The organism is Bacteroides sp. D55t1_190419_B8 (genome assembly GCF_015558905.1).
GTDB classification, from domain to species: Bacteria; Bacteroidota; Bacteroidia; order Bacteroidales; family Bacteroidaceae; genus Bacteroides; species Bacteroides vicugnae.
In genome coordinates this window covers 204,276-222,585 of record NZ_JADMOU010000002.1, presented here as the reverse complement: position 1 = coordinate 222,585, position 18,310 = coordinate 204,276, and the positions used below count along the sequence as shown (strand labels likewise).

Here is an 18,310-nt window from a genome sequence, read left to right as displayed (position 1 = left end):
GTTTTATTGTTTCACAATCGAGATCGTCTCTTTCAACTGGTCAATCGTAATCTGATAAGAACCGGCCTCCTGAATATTCCACTTATAGTCCAGACCACCCAAATCTGCATCCGGATACATACTGCTCAACTCTGCATCCGATTTAGTGACAAACAAAGCTGTTTCCACTTCACCCGTCGGAGTTTTATCGTTCTTATCCGCCATAAACCAGTCTCCGTTCCAGTCAGACTGCTTATCGCAGGAAATCTTCATCTCACCGGCTTTCAGTGTACCGCTCCATGTGAAGATATAAGGACTGTCGACACTCTTAGTCATCGGCGTAGCATTGTCCAAACTCCATCCGTTCGGAGTCGCCTCACCCACCAGATACAATCCTGCGTAAGGAGTGAACGGACGCATCAGCATCTTTTCTTTTCCTTTGCCTGTATAGAAGCATACTTTATAAGGTTTGCCACATTCAGCCTCTTTCATTTGCCATTTATTATCGTCGCCTCCAAGCACTACTGACGTCGAAGTGTACGGAGCATTTGCTACGGCAGGATGGAAGAAAGCATCCGACTGGCCGAAGTCCGCCACAGAGCTAAACTTAAATTCTCCGTCTGCTTCCCAAGGAATCACAGCTCCATAATGGAACAAATCCATCTGAACAGCATCTTTAGACAGTGCCTCAAATCCCCAGCCACCATTTCCGGTGAACGAACCGACAATGAAGAACTCGTCAAATCTCCAACCGATATCTTCCGTTTCAGTCAGTGTCAACGTCAGATTGAGCAGATCTACTTTTACAATATAGGTTGCCCCTTCATCGATTACAAACGGCTCATCCGGCTGGTCACCCGATGTACGGTAAGTCAGCTGGAGTGCTTCCCCGGCAGTGGCGTCACGGTTGTACGACGGCAAGAATTGTCCCAATGTCGTTATAAATTTCAATGATCCGGCGTTCAGTTTTCCTGTCCATGTAAACTGTCCGTTATCCGTACGCTCCATCGCTGTCGCATTGTCGGCAGCCCATCCATTCGGAGCAGCCTCACCGATCAGGTAAAGCGTAGTAGTAACCGGCTGGTATGTAGTCACTGTAAAAGCAGTCGTCGCACTTTGTTTCTGCTCTTCCATTCCGGCAACAACCGCTGTGATACGTGCCTCCAACTCCGCTTTCACAGCATAACCGATACCGAACTGTGTATTCAGGAATTGGTTGAGTTCTTCCACTTTCTTAGTCCATTGATACGTTCCCGTACCTAAATCCAACGAATAAGCATTTGCAAAGTCCGTTCCGGCTTTTGCCAGCTCCAGCGTATAAGAGATACGGTTACCACTTCCATAATTCGTTCCGGTAGTCCATGAGAGAGCGAGTGCTTCCTGACTATGGTTCTTTTCGTTCAACACCAAGTCCTGCTGATTCACCGAAAGAGTGAGGGTATCATGTCCTTTATTTGTCTCCATATAATCTTCGGCACAGGCAACCATCGTTCCGCCGATGAAAAGAGAGCATAACAACTGATATATATATTTCTTCATGATATTATTTATCTAAATGAATGATTATAAAACAGATTAATAACCGGGATTTTGAGTCATCAGATGATTGGAGTCCATCTCTGTCTGCGGAATAGGCAACAGGAGACGTTCCTTGGTCACATTATTCTTGCCGATGGATTTCAGGAATGTCAATGCATAATTTCCATTATCCACACGGATCATATCAAACCAGCGGTGTCCTTCAAAGGCAAGTTCCATCCGGCGCTCATGAATAATCTTCTCCCTCATTTCAGTCTGCGTCAGAGTAGTCGGCACATCTGCCAGTCCGGCACGTTTACGGACGATATTCAATGGTTCGGCAGCCTGGTCGGGATGTCCCTGCTCGTTCAATGCTTCCGCTTTCTTCAATAGAACATCTGCATAGCGATATACTACGAAGTTGTTGGGATTGGTATTATACTCCGGAGAAACAGTCTTCGACACAAGGAACTTGCGCACATTATAACCTGTATTCGACCAGGAACGTCTGTATTCCATACCGTCAAAAGCAGGACAACCTTGATACAAGACAGTTACGTCTTTCCGCAAATCACCGTCCTCATATTGCTTGAAAAATTCTTCCGTAGGCAGGTTCCATCCATAAGCACCGGCCACCAGACTTGAGTTACGAGGTCCCATAAAAGTCGACAGCCAGGATGATTGGTTATCACCGCCCCAGAAATCATATTCCGTACTACCGGAATATTGTACTTCGAAGAGAGATTCTGCACCATTATTGATCGTAGCATTAAAGTTATCGGCATAATTGCATTGAGTCAGATCATATCCCATTGCAGCAATGTTGTCACACAGAGTTACTACTTCATTATAGTATTCGCGATGATTGGGCGCCAGTGTCAGATAAATATCCGCCAGCATAGCCATTGCAGCTTCTTTGCAGGCACGTCCTCTATCGCTGTCTCCATAACTGCTTTTCGGAGGAAGCATGTTTACCGCATTTTTGCAGTCAGAAAGAATCCGGGCATATACCTCATCTACCGTATTACGGGCAATATCCGTAGATTCTCCCGGTTCAAACGGCGTTAAGCGCAAAGGCACACCTCCATACAGACGAACCAGAATATAGTAGTAATGTGCACGCAGGAAATAAGCCTCACCCATGCAACGAGTCTTTACCTCATCGGAGATAGCTGCCGAAGGCAGATTGGAAAGCACAATGTTACAACGTCCGATACCTACCCACGGAGAACGCCATACGTACAAAGCAAAGCCATTATCACTCTGGGCTATGAAATTGGAAGCCTGCACAGTTTCCAGTCCGTCGGTTCCCCCTCCGGCGCCTACCTCACTGTTACCTGCGATAATATCGAGGCTCCAGATACGCTGATTATACATATTGGATGACTGAAGAGTCTTGTAGCAGGCAGTAGTCAGTGCCACGGCAATCTCGTTCGTTACTTCCGATTCGGGATCGACGCCATATTTAGGATATTTATCTAAGAAATCGTTGCATGAGGTCAATGCCAATATGGCAAACATCATTACCAAAGTTGTTATCTTTTTCATATTCTTCCTCCTGATTTAAAAGTTAAAGTTCAAACCCATGCTGAACGTACGTGAGATAGGGTAGCGGCTACTGTCGATACCATTAACGTCAACCTCCGGGTCAAAGCCGGAATATCCGGTGATAGTCGCCACATTCTCGCAAGAGAAAGAGATGCGGGCATTTTCCAGTTGAATCTTTTGCATCCACTTTTTAGGCAGTGTATACGAAAGCGTAATGTTTTTCAGACGGAGGTAGGAACCGTTTTCCACAAATCGGTCGGATACACGGCAGTTCTGATTCGGGTCTCCCCAGATAGCACGCGGCATGGAGTTGCTTGTTCCTTCTCCCGTCCAGCGGTTCAGTACGGCTGTGGTCTGGTTGTAAGCGGCTGCCATTCCTTCGTTGTCTACATTGTTGGCATTATAAATCTTGTTTCCCGATACGCCTTGCAGGAACACGGAAAGTTCCCATCCCTTATAAGAGAAATTATTGCTTAGAGAGAAGAACCAGTTCGGGTTCGGGTTGCCGATAACGGTACGGTCTTCATCGTTAATAACTCCATCGTTATTCAAGTCCCGGAAACGGATATCACCCGGAGCAGCGCCCGGTTGGGTAGCATGGCGGTTCACTTCATCCCAGTTCTGGAAAAGTCCGTCGGTTACGTATCCGTAGAATACGTTAATCGGATAACCGGCTCTAAGCATAGTCACGTATGAGTTCCCCATCTGGTTGATAAACATCGGAGTTTCGCTGTTCAAGTCCTGAATTTCGTTCTTGTTATAAGTGGCTGTTAAGGCAGACTCCCAAGAGAAAAGCCCTTTCAAATTAATAGTACGCAAGGTCATTTCCACCCCTTTGTTGCGCATCTTGCCGGCATTGGTGAAAGTTTCGGTAGTATCTTCAAAACCGGAAGTGATAGGAATGGAAGCCTTCACCAACATATCTGCTGTCTTCTTGATATAAGCGTCCAGCGAAAGGTTGACGCGTGAATTGAACAGGCTCATGTCTACACCAAAGTTGGTCTGGCGCACTTCTTCCCAATGAATATTCGGATTGGAGAGAGTAGTAGATACCAGAGCGGTGGAGTTGTTGTTGCCGAAAGGATAGACTCCTGTGTTATAGGAAGCAACAAAACCATAGTTACCGATTTCCTGATTACCGGTCACACCGTATCCGATACGCAGTTTGAGGTCATTCACCGGGAAGTTGTCTTTCGGAAACCAGTTCTCCTGGGAGATACGCCATGCCAGCGAAACGGAAGGGAATGTTCCCCAACGGTTGTTTTTACCAAAACGGGAAGAGCCGTCACGACGCACAGTAGCTGTAAGCAGGTATTTATCTTCGTAAGAATAGTTGAGACGTGCCATCAGAGAGAGCAGTGCCCAGTCACTCTGGCTACCGCCAAGACTGTACATCTTCTCGCCGTTGTCCATTTCGTGGATATTATCAAACATGAAGATATTCTTTTGAGCATTCAGGTAATCGTAGTTATTCCACTGGGCGGAAGAACCTGCCATCACCCCTACCCGATGTTTCTGCGCAAAAGTGTGGTCGAATACAAAATAATTATCCCACAAATAGGTAAATGCTTTGTTATCGCTCTTATAGCGGGAAGATTCTTCTACCGGATTCGGTTTCCAGTTGTAAGCCGGAGTAAAGTTGTCGACAAACCAGAATTTGGCGTCATAACCGAATGTACTTTTCAACTTCAGCCATTTGGTAAAGGTGATCTCTCCGGTGATATTTGCCAGGAAGTTATATCCTTTTGTTTCATTGGTCATCATGTGCAGTGTACCGATCGGGTTACGGATGCTTCCGTACCATTGCGCCTCCTGTCCGGGACCGCTCCAACTGCCGTCCTCATTCTTCACCGGTTGGGTGGGGAGTGCTTTCATTGCATCACCGATGCTATAAGTTCCTCCTTCTTTCACGTCCGTACTGAATGTCAGGTTGGTAGTGAATTTCAGCCATTTATTAACTTGGGCATCGCTATTTGCCTGAAAGTTGAAACGACGGTAATTAACGCTTTCCACAATACCGGACTGGTCAAGGAAACCACCGGACACATAGTAATGTGCTTTTTCCGTACCACCGGAATAGCTAACCGAATAGCTTTGCTTCACTCCCGTGCGCAGCATTTCATCCAGCCAGTTCGTTCCTGTTCCCAATAAAGAAGGGTCTGCCCAATAAGGGTTTGTATTATCATCATTATTAGACAGCATATCATTGCTCAAAGCGGCATATTGCGCAGCATTCAGCATATCGGGCACTTTAGTGGCATTCTGAATCGCCCAATTAGCGTTTACCGTCACCTTTCCGGCACCCTCGGCACCCCGTTTGCTGGTAATCATCACCACACCGTTCGCACCACGCGAACCATAAATAGCTGTTGCCGAAGCATCTTTCAATACGTCCACCCGCTCTACATCGGCCATATTCAAGGAAGACAATCCCAAGTCGGTAGGTATTCCGTCAATGACAATCAGCGGGTTACTATTGTTGATTGTTCCCAAGCCACGGATTTTAATGGTGACATTATCACCCGGCTTACCGGCATCGATAATCTGCACACCGGACACCTTTCCCTGCATTGCCTGACCGATATTGGCCACCGGAGAGTCTTTAATGTCCTTCACTCCGACAGAAGATACCGCTCCGGTCAGATCGCTCTTTTTCATCGTTCCGTAACCCACTACTACAACTTCGTCCAATACTTCCGTATCTTCCTGCAAGGTTACTTTCAAAGCGTTTTTCCCGTTCACCGGAACTGTCTGCATTTTATAGCCGACAAAAGAGATAGTCAGCGTGCTGTTAGTCGGAACGCTTAATGAGAAATTACCGTCTACATCGGTAATTGTACCATTCGTTGTACCTTTTTCTACCACACTGGCACCGATCACCGGTTCGCCCGTGGCATCTACGACATGTCCTTTTATTGAAATCTGTTGTGCGAATGCACTAAGAGATAGGAACAAGCCCCACATTATTAATAAGAGGCGGCGTTCAAAGCCTTTCGACTTCATACTCTGTTTCATGTACATTAATTTAAAGTTAATATTAGGGTTACTTTTGTTTTACTCTCTGTGTCATTGCTGGAATGACCGTGAAACAAAAGTATCCACATTTCATACTGCTTCTTAAAGCAGATAGCAAAAATATAGTGATTTATACAGTATCCCACAGTATAAACCACTAAATATAAGAATGTTACAAAATAGAAGTCGGGCTAAAAAAGTAGTGGTTTTCTTATTCTTCCACCTTCCCTATTTGCATTACTTTAGCCTCAAATTCATCTCTTTCTCCCACAGCTTTGTTACGGACACGAGTCCGGTAATTATAAATGGTAGTGACGGAGTAACGAAGGAATTGCGCTATCTTAGTACTGTCCGTAATTCCAAGGCGGATGAGAGCGAAGATACGAAGTTCGGTATTCAGCAGTTCTCCCGGTTTGGGTTGCATCGGTTCGGTAAGCAGGGCATTAAAATCCTCCACAAAACTGGGGAAGAGTTGCAGGAAAGTCACATCGAAGTTCGCATAAAACTCTTTCAGTTCTTCATCAAGAAATTGCGAAGATTTAATAGCCTTATATAGTTCTTCCACCCTTCCGGCAGCAGCAATCTTATTCAGGGAACGGCGGTATAAATCCATCTTGTCGAGATAAGTGGAGCATTGGTCCATATATCTCCCGATATATTCCTCCTTGATATAGTTGGCTTCCGAAAGCGTATGATTCATTTCTTTCAGTTGCGAATTGGAATCGTGAAGTTCTTCGTTCAGTTCTTGCAGGAGCGTATTAGTGTCGATCACTTCGCGACGTGCGGCAGCAACCTTTTTCATCTGCTTGTAAACGAAGAAAATGGCGACTAACAAAAATACGGAAAGCAAACTGATACAAATCAATGAGACTTTCATCTCCTGCTGCTGACGTTTGGTTTTTAATTGATAGGCCTGGTCGATGATAGGAAAAACCTGTGAGATTTCCAGGGTACGAAGACGGGCATTGCAAAGGGTGGCATCCTCCAGGGAACATTTCAGATAGTTGTAGGCACGGTCGATGTCTCCTTCTTCATAAACAAGAGAAGCGAGTTTGCGCAAAGACACATATTCTTTTACCGCTGATTTCAAATCGGCAATGGCCGAAAGAGCCAGGTAATGTTTTTGCCCCTGCTTATCTCCTTTCAACCGATAGCCTTCGGAAATGGTATAAGTAATCATTGCCTGTGCATGATCATCTAAAGACGGTTTACTGTAATATTCCATCAGCATATCAATCGCTTCATCGTATCGGGCATGAACGATGCACTTATCTGCCATCACCAATGCGTGCCCCAGAGAGTCGGAAGCATTGATCTGTAACAGGGAATCCCGGTATAAATCCGTCATCCGGTAATATTCTTTCTTGGCTTTCTCCGTAACGGCATAATCACCCATCAATCCATAAATAGTGCGGTACAGATGATAATAATAGCCATATAGATAGTCGGGCAGTGTTTTCTTATCAATTTTCCCCAATAACTCAAGGGCTTCTTTATACATTCCGGTAGTTCCCATCACTTCCGCCATATTCATGGCAGAATCATCCAAGTAGTCCAGTTTATTTAAACGATGTGCCAGTTCCTCTTTCCGTTGGGCATAGACAAAAGACGAATCCAGATTATAAGCCCGGTATTCATCGAAAAGACGTCCGCAAAAACCATATCGCTGCTCATCGGAAGCAGCCTCAACCAACAATTTCTTCAAGTCAGCAATTCGTGCCTCCTTTTCCGCTCCATAAGTCTGGCGGTTTTTAATGATACCATCAATCTCACGAAGCAACGCATCGGTACTCTTATTATCTTTTGCATAAAGCAGACCAGAAAGGACGATTGTCACAAAAATCAGAATAACTTTTTTCATAGTGCCGTATGTATTATATCTGCAAAGATAAAAGTCTTTCAGAAACTTCCGGCTTTCAGGAGAAGATTATTGCAGGTAGAAAAAACAATCTTTTTTAAAGAGAGGGCAAAACAGATTTATTATAAACACAATAATTGTATTTATAATAATCAATATGCAGTCATTGTTAATTCTTTTATTCCGGTCACTCCTTACTAGAGAAAGTATTGAAAATTTTTATTCTCTATTATTCACTTCTTCCATGCCCTTGTTTTCCCCAAAGTATCTTTTTGTGTGATATAAATAGCATCTCGTATCCTCACTAAGATTAAACTCTATTATATCCTGGAGTGCTTCGCAATTATCTTAGGCATATAGGCAGTCTTATCCTCTATTCATTGCCTAAAAAAAATACCTGCATTCCATTGTAAGGGTAGCCATTCCCATATCAATGCGTGTGGCATATGTACTTTGCCATGTCCGAAGATGTAACTTCAGACATGGCAAAGTACATACGAAAATCAATAAAATTACTATCTCGATTACATTACATATAAATTTATTCTTTTAGTTAGGTAGCGGCACTATTGGCCTGCGACCGTAATTTAACTTCAGACCTCTTTGATAAGCTTCGGGACCATGAAGGTTGTTGATATCCATTTCACCCAAGTTTACGAGGATCCCCCGTGCCATGAGACCGGCATCTTCGTTTTCAAGGCGTGGCAAGGTTTCCGCAGCTTCTTTTAGATCCGGCAGGAAAGGACGGATACAATCGCGCATGTTAGGATCTAATGACAGGCATTCCAGTGATGAATAAGCTATTTTTCTGTCTTTTTCCAAAACGGGAGTAATCAGGCGTGAAACACCTTCTTCGGCTTTGCCCAGATAGGCAACGGCATAGGCAGCCTCAGAAGCGATGTAAGGATTGTCATCTTGGAGGAGCGCCAATAAGGTTTCCGGACAAGTCCCAATTTGTTTTTCTCTAGCAAGTTTGGCATATCCCACTACTCCCCAGAACCGCATTTCCGGCAGAGAGCTTGCTATTGCTTTCTCCAATAAAGGAAGGGAAGCGGTAGTTGCCGTTCCAGCTGTCTCGACAAGGACATACAAGTCATCCAACGGATATTTCTCTTTCCGTACTTTATCATAAAGTATATGTCCGATACGTGAGGTAGGAAGGAAAAATCCCAAGTCACAGGTAGTGCGGATATGGTCAGACAGTGCTTGGCGCATTTTAGTGAGAATTGCTGCATATTCGGGCACATCGGACAAATCATGTAATTCACCCGCGTCTTTTTCAAGATCAAACAACATTTCTGCCGGATGGGCTTCAAAAGCCTGCCCCCAATCGGGGTTGGTATTGTGTCCTCCCAACACCAGCTTGTCCCAGGCTTTATTGGATGGCATCCCCCATTGGTAATAATTGCGTAAGGCAAACTGACGGTAGGGGATATAGCTGCGGATGTACTTGAATCGTCCGTCAGTAACGGCACGTACCGGCATGAAATGATGTAGCTGGTTGGCTGCCAACGCAAATTGCATTTCACGTTTTTCTTTATTTGCAAACTTGCCGTAAAGTGCTTTGCCCTGCATCTGTTTGGGTGGCTTTATCCCTGCAAGACTAAGTACAGTAGGTCCCAAATCCGTGAAGTTGACCAAACTGTACTCTTTGCCTGGAGCCTGATTCGCCAGATGTTGCCATTTGGGTGGAAAGTAGGCTATCAAAGGTACTCTTAGACCGCTTTCGTACAAATATCCTTTACCACGGGGTACGCAACCGCCATGATCACTGAAGAAGAAGATAATCGTATTTTCATCCAATCCTCTTTCTTTCAAATCTTTCAGGAAGAGGCCCAGCCAAATATCTACGTCTTGTACTGCTTCCAGATGACCGGCATAATCGGAACGTACTTCCGGCAAATCGGGAACATAGGAGGGCAATGAAAGTAATGTCGGGTAGATACCTTCCTGCGTGTAGTCTCTTCGTCCGTCGGTGTGGAAAGTACGAATGCGTCCCATATGTGAAGTTACCGTATTGAACACGGCGAAGAAAGGTTGATCTTTTCCCCGTTTTGAACTGTTGTAGGAAGCCTTGTTGTTGCACTCGTCCCAACATATTTTATTGTCGGTGGTGGAATTATAATGTGTCTTGCTGTTGTTCGTACAATAATATCCGGCTTCACGCAATTTCTGGGGAAAGAAGATGTCGGCGGGTGTATCATAGGGTACGGGATGGATATCCATTCCGTAGGTACTCGAGTAGCATCCGGTGATAAGTGAAGAACGGGCCGCCGAACTTTGGGGAGCTACAGACCATGCGTTCATGAACTGTATGCCGCGGGAAGCAAGACTATCCGCATTGGGGGTATGTACCCCTTTGTTGCCATAGCAACCGAATTCGTATGCACTGGTATCTTCAAAGGTGAGCCAAAGAATATTTGGCCTCTCGTTTTTTTTGTCTGCTGCCTCTGTAGGTGCGGAATACAATCCGTAGAAGGCGGTACACATTAATAAAGGTAAGTGTCTCATAAAATGTTAAGTATATTTGTTTCTTTCTGCTAAAATAGCCCGTTTGTGTCTAACGGAGATTTTCTTATGTTCAAAAGTGTGTTAATATTGTCTCGGCAAATAATTTTTCAACAAAATTAATATCGATTCAACAATATTGCAAGACGCTTAAACATCTATTCATATGATATTGGATAAAAAAAGATAAGAGACCGAGGATAAAATTTTAATTTTAAATATTGAAATCTAACGCAAAAGATATGAGAAACATGTTTTTTATAATGATACTATTTTATGTATCATTTTTGTCAGGACAAGCACGAAATGTGAATGGAAATTCTTTTGATAATTCACTACGCTGTGAAGCAGATAAGCTGTTGACGAAATGGATGGACACCTTTTTGACCTATCAGTGCATCCATCCTGATTCCGCACTTGACGGAGGCGTCTTGTGCCCTGCATGTGCCCGCATGCACGGGCGAATAGGAGATGCCGTACTTCCTTTAATGTATCTGGCGGAAAAGACTGGCAACCACAAATATCTGCTCGGAGCCAAGCGCCTAATGGCGTGGATGGAGAATGTGCACCGTCCAGATGGTTCATGGATGAATGATGTACATATTTCGGACTGGAACGGTACTACGGTATTTGCGTCTATTGCCCTCTACGAGGCCTTACATTATCATGGGCACTTACTGGATGACTCGACCCGTAACCATTGGAAGCAACAATTATTGAATGCCGGTGAGTTTATAATGGACAATCCTTTTATTTATAGCCGCAAGCGGAAAGGTATGCGGAATATGAACGTCAATTATTCAGCTTCTGCAACCTATGCCTTGTACGCTATCGGTGAACTGTGTAACCGCCCTGATTTCAAGATGGAAGCCCGAGAGATAGCTGCCGGACTGAAAAGCTATTTCACGGGAAATAATTGCTTCCTATATGGTGAAGGACCGAATATCAGTTCTGAAACTAGCAACGGCTGTCGTCCGGTCGATTTACTTTATAATATAGAAGAATCCCTGCCCAATATGGCATATTATGCAGTGATGGCGAATGATACGGAATTATTGTCACTCGTAGAACGTTCCATGAATACCCATCTGGAATTTATGTTGCCCGACGGTGCTTGGGATAACAGTTGGGGCACACGCAGTTTTAAGTGGACATACTGGGGTGGACGTACCAGTGACGGATTTATGGGAGGCTATTATCTGATGGCTGCCCGTCATCCGGAATATTTGGAGGCCATTCACCGCAATATCCGTTTGCTGGATGAGGCGACTCATGGCGGTCTTCTTTATGGAGGAATGCATTATCTCGCATCCGGTATTCCTCCCTGTATTCATCATACATTTGGACACGCCAAAGCATTAGCATCTTTCTTGGAACTGCCTCCTGTGAAGATAAATTCCTCGGGTAGCCTTCCCCGGGATGCTGTTTATGGCATGAAGTATTTTAAAGATATTCGTACTTGGCTTCTGTCCCAAGGAGCTTGGCGTGCCACATTTACCGGATATGATGCTGAATATAAGGTAAAAGGGACTCATCCTATGGGAGGTGCCCTCTCTTTGCTGTGGCATGCGCAAGCAGGGCCTGTTTTTGCTGCAACTATGAATCAATATAAACTGATTGAAGCTCCTAATATGCAGAGCAATACCCGTAAATATCTGATGGGAGGTACTCCCCGAGTTGAATTAATTCAAGATGGGGTTGCATATAGTAATCTGGATGATTTGGCCACGGACATCACTTGTTTTACCGGAAACAAAATCTGCCGGTTTGATGTACAGACTCATTTGGTTGATATTAATCAACAGTCTCCGAAACAAGGAGCAGTATCTGTAGTGATGGGTTATGCGTTCTCGGAACAAGGAGTCAGCATAAGTGTGGAGCATTGCAATGAATCGGCTTATCTTATGCTGCCGGTTATCGCATCGCCTGAAGAAAAGGTGGAAATAACTGCCCGTGAAGTTTGTATAAAGAAGAACAAAGGTGTATTGCATATCACCTGCGAATCTGGAAATATACAAGTGGCACCGACCGATGGAGATGGACGAATCTTCAATCCGGTTCCCGGATTTTCTTTTATACCTTTGCAAATAATACCGAAAGGCACTGATAAGAAAATACAGATAAATATCTATTTTTGCTAATATATTTCATCTATTTGCTTCATAATGGATTAGAACTATGAAAACACTGCAATTTTTGTTAGTACTTTTAGGAGGATTGTTTCCCTGTGTGCTGAATGCCGGTGTAACCGAAGATATTTATTTCTCCCATATTGGTCTGAAAGAGGGCTTGTCACACAGTACAGTTTTTGCTATTAATCAGGATAAAGAAGGAAATTTATGGTTTGCTACGTATGATGGTGTAAATAAATATGATGGTTATAATTTTACTGTATATCGTCATCAATATACAAATTCCAGTAGCATTGCCAGTGACATCTCCCACTGCATTGCAGTAGATGATTCAGACCGGATATGGGTTGGTACTCGTGAGGGATTATCTCTCTACAACCATCAAAAGAATGCTTTCTCCAATTATTATTATAAAAAGAATGGCTTGAATGTAGCTGTAACCAATATTGTATCAATTAAAAAAGACTGGTTGATATTGGGAACTGCCGAAGGTATCTTGCTTTTTGATGTAAAGAAGGAATGTTTCCTGAATGATACATTGTCTTCTTCCTTGCATAGATTGCAACCTACTGCCTTGGTACGCCAGGACGATTGCATTTATATAGGTGCCGAAGATGGCGCGTATATTTATACTCTATCAAGCGGTGTTCTGGAGAAGCTGGTGAATATACCTGCCGGTGTGAAAATACATGCTATATTGTGCCAGATGTTTAATAAAATATGGTTGGCAACAGAGGGAGATGGGCTTTATTTATATGACGTGAAATCAAAAGAATGGAAAAATTACCGTCATGCAGATGGTAAATCCGGATTAAACTCAAACTATGTGCGTTCTTTGGCATTGGACACGGAGAATCGTTTATGGGTGGGAACTTATGGAGGATTGAATATCTACAAGGAAGGTACAGATAACTTTTCGTCTATAAAAAGTTCGGAGATTCAGGAAGGAAGTTTGTCACAGAATTCAGTCCGAAGCATTTTCAGAGATTCGCAAGGCGGTATGTGGTTGGGTACATACTGGGGAGGATTGAATTACTATCATCCTTTGTGTAACCGCTTTCAACGTATCAAGCATGTTCCGTTCTTAAATTCACTTAGTGATAATGTAGTCAGTTGTATTGTTGAGGATAATATGCATAACTTGTGGATCGGTACGAGTAATGGCGGGTTGAATTTCTATGATAATATTTCGCAACAATATAAGAATTATTTATTTAATTTGGGTAATGTGAGTGCACCTTTTAAAGATATTAAAACAGTATATGTGGATGAGGCGCAAGATAAGGTCTATGTAGGAGCACATGCCGGAGGAATGATGGCCTTGCACCGGAAATCCGGTCATGTGGAATATTATAATAGCCAGAACAGCAATTTGCCGAGTAATAATATTTATTCTATAATCTCTGATGGACACGAGGGACTTTGGGTGGCATCATTGGAGTGTTTATTCCACTTTGATATGGTTAAACACAGCTTCACGATTGTTGATAAAGATAGGAACGGGCATAAATTGCAGCAAGATAACCGTTTGTTGTTTCGGGATTCCAAGAAACGTATATGGGCCGGAGGAAAAATGGGAGTCTCGGTTTTTAATCAGATAGGTACCTCCTTACTCATTAATACAGATTTTCAAATAGTTTCTATACTGAAGCAGGCATTTGTGAATTGTTTCTACGAATCTTCTTCCCAATATATATGGATTGGAACCCGCAACGGTTTATTTGCTTTGAAAGAGGGTGACAAGCAATTTTTGCAATATACAACAGCAAACGGTTTGCCGAGCAATGTTATTTACGGTATCCTGGAAGATGCCTACGGTCGTTTATGGATAAGTACGAATCAGGGATTGAGTTGCTTGAATCTGGAAAGTGGAAAATTCCGTAATTTTACGATTATGGACGGATTACAAGGTAATCAGTTTAATGCAGGAGCTTACTGCAGAAAAGACGATGGTTATATGCTGTTTGGAGGAGTCAACGGCATTACTTTATTCCGTCCTGAAACATTGATCGATAATCCTTATACCCCTAAACCCGTAATCAATAAATTATTTGTCTATAATAAGGAGGTACTGCCGGATGATGAAACCGGTATTTTGAAAAAGAACATTGCGTACGTTGACCATATAACTTTGTCGTCATCCCAGAATTCATTTTCCATTTCGTTTGTCGTCTCCAATTATATAGCAGGTAAGCATAATACTTTTGCTTATAAATTAGAAGGGTATAATGATGTATGGTATAAGCAAAATGATATCAGTCTTGTTTCTTACTCCAATTTACCGGCAGGAGACTATACTTTCTGCATAAAAGCGGCGAACAATGATGGAAAATGGAATGAGGATCCCACTATGCTTCACATCCGCATACTGCCGGTTTGGTATTGTACTTGGTGGGCACTTACTTTATTTATTCTGTCGTTTGCCTTGCTGGTATTCGGTAGTGTACGGTTCTTTTGGTTGCGCAAAAATATGCAAGCTGAAATACGCATGGAAAGACTCGATAAGGAAAAACGGGAAGAAATCAACCAAATGAAAATCCGTTTTTATGTAAATATCTCACATGAATTACGAACCCCGTTGACCTTGATTGTTGCGCCATTACAGGAATTACTCAACCATATCAACGGGCATTGGGAACATGAGCTATTGTCCTATGTCCAGCGGAACGCCAACCGTCTACTGCACTTGGTTAATCAATTGATGGATTTCAGACGTGCAGAATTAGGAATCTTTGAACTCAGAGCTGTGTACTCCAATGCTTCTAAACGGGTACTAAACTGCTTTATGAATTATGAAAGTCTGTCTAAAAGAAAAGATATAGACTATAATTTCTATACAGAACTACAAGTTGAAAATGTGCTTTTCGACGAAAACTATTTGGATCTGATTGCAAATAACTTGCTTTCGAATGCCTTTAAATACACCAAAGTCGGCGGAAGCATAACCGTGAAACTCTATAAGGAAGATAACAACCTTGTATTACAAGTAGCCGATACTGGTATTGGCATTCCGCTCGAGAAACAGGAGAAGATTTTTGAACGTTTCTATCAGGTGGAGAATGGTTGTGAAGGAAGCGGTATCGGACTTTCTTTAATTCAGCGCTTGGTTGAACTGCATCATGGGCGGATTGTTCTTCAGAGTGAAGTAGGCAAAGGGTCCATTTTTACAATTTATCTGCCGCAGGATAAATCTGTATATACCCGGGAGGAACTGTCTGGCAGAAGTGGGGACGCAGGAGATCAACGTGTATATTCCACCAATGCAAATGACATCTATATTAGTGATGATGAGAAGTTGGAAAAGGAAGAAAATACAGATGATGAAGGCGGTAAACGCGGCACCATCCTAGTGGTAGAAGATAATAGGGAGCTGAGACAATACATAGTAAACAGTCTGTCTGCTTTCTTCAATCTCTTGGAAGCGGAGAACGGACAAAAGGCATTGTATATATTGAAAGACCAGGAAGTCGATTTGATTATTACAGATGTCATGATGCCTGTAATGGACGGTGTGAAATTATGCAAGTTAGTGAAACAGAATTTACGTACCTGCCATATTCCGGTTTATATGTTATCAGCCAAAGTGGATGTCAAGTACCAGTTGGAAGGCTTGCAGGTAGGAGCTGACGATTATATCGCCAAACCATTCTCTATGGAAGTGTTGAAGGTTAAGATACTGAATATGCTACGCACACGTTACCGCATTTTCGAGCGGTATTCCAAGATGATGGAAATTGAACCGGAAAAACTTGCGAATAATACAATGGACGAGGAACTGTTGCGAAAGGCCATTGCTGTCATTGAGAAGAACATGGATAATGTAGAATTCTCTACGGAACAGTTTGCACGTGAAATGAATATGAGCCGTTCAAATCTTCATCTCAAATTAAAAGCGATAACAGGAAAATCTGCCATTGATTTTATTCACAAGATACGGTTCAACCATGCATGCCAATTATTGAAAGAAGGAAAATATACTGTTTCCGAAATCAGCTTTATGGTAGGGTATAATACACCTTCTTATTTTGCAGCACGCTTCAAAAAATATATCGGATGCTTGCCGACAGAGTATGTAAAGAAATGATATTTATTACTTATGAAAGTACACCTTATTTTAGTTTTGACAGCAGTTTTAGTTCTATCGGTTTCGTGCAGTCAATCGGCTTCATATCAGTTGTCAGTATCTAAGAGTGATAGTATTCGGAGTGGAGACAAACTTATAGAGCTTTTCACCTTGGTAAATGGAAACGGAATGTCTGTTAAGGTGACGAATTACGCCGCTTCTCTGACTGATATTTCCGTTCCCGACAGGCAAGGAAACTTTGAACATGTAGTTCTGGGGTTTGATAGTTTGAAATATTATTTAGGAAAACATCCTAAATTAGGTGCTACGGTGGGAAGGTTTGCCAACAGAATCAAAAATGCCGAATTCAAATTGAACGGGCAGACATATCATCTGGAAAAAAACAATAAAGGCCATTCCATCCATGGAGGGGCAAAAGGATTCAATAACCGGATTTTTGAAACGGACACATTCTATACAGTAAAAGATACGGCCATCGTAATTTTTAAATATAGAAGTGCGCACCTGGAAGGGGGATTTCCCGGAAATCTGAATCTTTCAGTAGCTTATAAACTTACTAATCAGAATGAGATTATCTTGGAATATACAGCTACTACAGATCAGCCTACGGTAATCAATCTTACGAACCATAGCTATTTCAACCTGACAGGCTGTAAAGAACCGGTGTTGGACCATATTTATAGGATTAATGCAGATTCCATAACTCCGGTCGATTCTACAGGCATTCCTACCGGAGAGATACTGGCCGTAGCAGGAACTGTATATGATTACACTACTCCACAACGGGCAGAAAAACGAATACGGAAAATGGGGAAAGGATATGATGTCAACTATAAACTGAATAGGTATTCAGATTCTTTGGAATTGGCGGCTATTGTGGTAGAACCCATATCCGGCAGAGTTCTGAAAGCATACACCACTGAACCAGGTATGCAGTTTTATATTCCGAATTCGAACATGGATTATCTTGCCGGACATGACGACAAGAAGTATGGCCGGTATTATGGCTTTTGCCTTGAGATGCAGCATTTTCCAGATGCTCCTAACAATCCTCAATTTCCAACTACAAGCTTGTTTCCGGGAGAAATATACCGCCAAATGACTATTTATAAATTTGAAACTATATCAGAATAATATATTTAATCAACTAAAACTTATTAATTATGAAAATGAAAGTATGGAAGAAATGCATGTTTATAATTGGAGTGCCTCTTTTGGTGATAACGAGTTTATGTGCCAATAACAAAATTCCCGACAATTCTGTAAAGAAAACAAGAAGTGGCACTTTTATTTATGAAAAGGACAAAGCATGGGAACCCGCTGGTGAAGGCGTGACCAGGCAAATCATGGGTTACGACGGGCAACTGATGCTGGTTAAAGTTAAGTTTGAGAAAGGGGCCATAGGAACTCCCCATACCCACTATCATACGCAAACGACTTATGTAGCAACTGGTAAATTCGAATTTACGGTAGGTGATGAAAAGAAAATTGTGGAAGCAGGAGACGGTATTTATATTGAACCAGACATCTTACATGGCTGCATTTGTCTGGAACCTGGAGTTTTGATTGATTGTTTTGCTCCGATGCGGGCGGATTTTCTGAAATAAGTACTGAAAAACAACCTAAAGGGCGTGTAATCAGATACATAAATTTACTATTTGATTAAAA

The 18,310-nt window shown here is 42.7% G+C and carries 9 protein-coding genes and 1 pseudogene; 4 read left to right on the top strand and 6 right to left on the bottom strand.

Going from position 1 to position 18,310, the window contains the following annotated elements:
• Positions 1-3: 3 nt before the first annotated feature.
• The 6 genes and pseudogenes from I2I13_RS03135 to I2I13_RS03115 all read right to left on the bottom strand — a co-directional run bounded on the left by I2I13_RS03135 (position 4) and on the right by I2I13_RS03115 (position 10,429).
• Positions 4-1,518 (bottom strand): SusF/SusE family outer membrane protein, encoded by a 1,515-nt coding sequence (locus I2I13_RS03135; RefSeq protein WP_195648737.1) that lies wholly within the window; start codon positions 1,516-1,518, stop codon positions 4-6.
• A 36-nt stretch (positions 1,519-1,554) separates the two neighbouring features.
• Positions 1,555-3,018: a RagB/SusD family nutrient uptake outer membrane protein gene (locus I2I13_RS03130; protein ID WP_370540795.1), complete on the bottom strand. Its 1,464-nt coding sequence runs from the start codon at positions 3,016-3,018 to the stop codon at positions 1,555-1,557.
• A 42-nt stretch (positions 3,019-3,060) separates the two neighbouring features.
• Positions 3,061-6,060 (bottom strand): TonB-dependent receptor, encoded by a 3,000-nt coding sequence (locus I2I13_RS03125; protein ID WP_148367766.1) that lies wholly within the window; start codon positions 6,058-6,060, stop codon positions 3,061-3,063.
• Positions 6,061-6,271: 211 nt separating this feature from the next.
• Positions 6,272-7,921, bottom strand: coding sequence for a DUF6377 domain-containing protein (locus tag I2I13_RS03120; RefSeq protein WP_148367767.1), 1,650 nt, complete (start codon positions 7,919-7,921; stop codon positions 6,272-6,274).
• Between the two features lie 219 nt (positions 7,922-8,140).
• Positions 8,141-8,266 (bottom strand): annotated as a pseudogene (locus tag I2I13_RS24405) (ISAs1 family transposase); the annotation flags it as partial.
• Positions 8,267-8,467: 201 nt separating this feature from the next.
• Complete coding sequence (locus I2I13_RS03115; RefSeq protein ID WP_195648735.1) at positions 8,468-10,429, bottom strand: sulfatase; 1,962 nt, start codon at positions 10,427-10,429, stop codon at positions 8,468-8,470.
• A gap of 239 nt (positions 10,430-10,668) precedes the next feature.
• Here I2I13_RS03115 and I2I13_RS03110 point away from each other — a divergent pair, with 239 nt between their 5' ends.
• Genes I2I13_RS03110 through I2I13_RS03095 form a run of 4 tightly spaced genes read left to right on the top strand, consistent with a single transcriptional unit; the run spans position 10,669 to position 18,249 of the window.
• Complete coding sequence (locus I2I13_RS03110) at positions 10,669-12,567, top strand: hypothetical protein (protein ID WP_195648734.1); 1,899 nt, start codon at positions 10,669-10,671, stop codon at positions 12,565-12,567.
• Between the two features lie 37 nt (positions 12,568-12,604).
• Positions 12,605-16,642, top strand: coding sequence for a two-component regulator propeller domain-containing protein (locus I2I13_RS03105; RefSeq protein WP_148367770.1), 4,038 nt, complete (start codon positions 12,605-12,607; stop codon positions 16,640-16,642).
• Positions 16,643-16,654: 12 nt separating this feature from the next.
• Positions 16,655-17,776, top strand: coding sequence for an aldose epimerase family protein (locus tag I2I13_RS03100; protein ID WP_148367771.1), 1,122 nt, complete (start codon positions 16,655-16,657; stop codon positions 17,774-17,776).
• A gap of 29 nt (positions 17,777-17,805) precedes the next feature.
• Positions 17,806-18,249, top strand: a complete 444-nt coding sequence (locus I2I13_RS03095) for a cupin domain-containing protein (RefSeq protein ID WP_148367772.1) — start codon at positions 17,806-17,808, stop codon at positions 18,247-18,249.
• Positions 18,250-18,310 lie beyond the last annotated feature (61 nt).

What these genes read in the sequence shown, in the direction of transcription:
- I2I13_RS03100 (WP_148367771.1), top strand. Translation starts at nt 16,655, where the DNA reads ATGAAAGTACACCTTATTTTAGTTTTGACAGCAGTTTTAGTTCTATCG.
- I2I13_RS03110 (WP_195648734.1), top strand. Translation starts at nt 10,669, where the DNA reads ATGAGAAACATGTTTTTTATAATGATACTATTTTATGTATCATTTTTG.
- I2I13_RS03130 (WP_370540795.1), bottom strand. Translation starts at nt 3,018, where the DNA reads ATGTTTGCCATATTGGCATTGACCTCATGCAACGATTTCTTAGATAAA.
- I2I13_RS03120 (WP_148367767.1), bottom strand. Translation starts at nt 7,921, where the DNA reads ATGAAAAAAGTTATTCTGATTTTTGTGACAATCGTCCTTTCTGGTCTG.
- I2I13_RS03095 (WP_148367772.1), top strand. Translation starts at nt 17,806, where the DNA reads ATGAAAATGAAAGTATGGAAGAAATGCATGTTTATAATTGGAGTGCCT.
- I2I13_RS03125 (WP_148367766.1), bottom strand. Translation starts at nt 6,060, where the DNA reads ATGAAACAGAGTATGAAGTCGAAAGGCTTTGAACGCCGCCTCTTATTA.
- I2I13_RS03105 (WP_148367770.1), top strand. Translation starts at nt 12,605, where the DNA reads ATGAAAACACTGCAATTTTTGTTAGTACTTTTAGGAGGATTGTTTCCC.
- I2I13_RS03115 (WP_195648735.1), bottom strand. Translation starts at nt 10,429, where the DNA reads ATGAGACACTTACCTTTATTAATGTGTACCGCCTTCTACGGATTGTAT.
- I2I13_RS03135 (WP_195648737.1), bottom strand. Translation starts at nt 1,518, where the DNA reads ATGAAGAAATATATATATCAGTTGTTATGCTCTCTTTTCATCGGCGGA.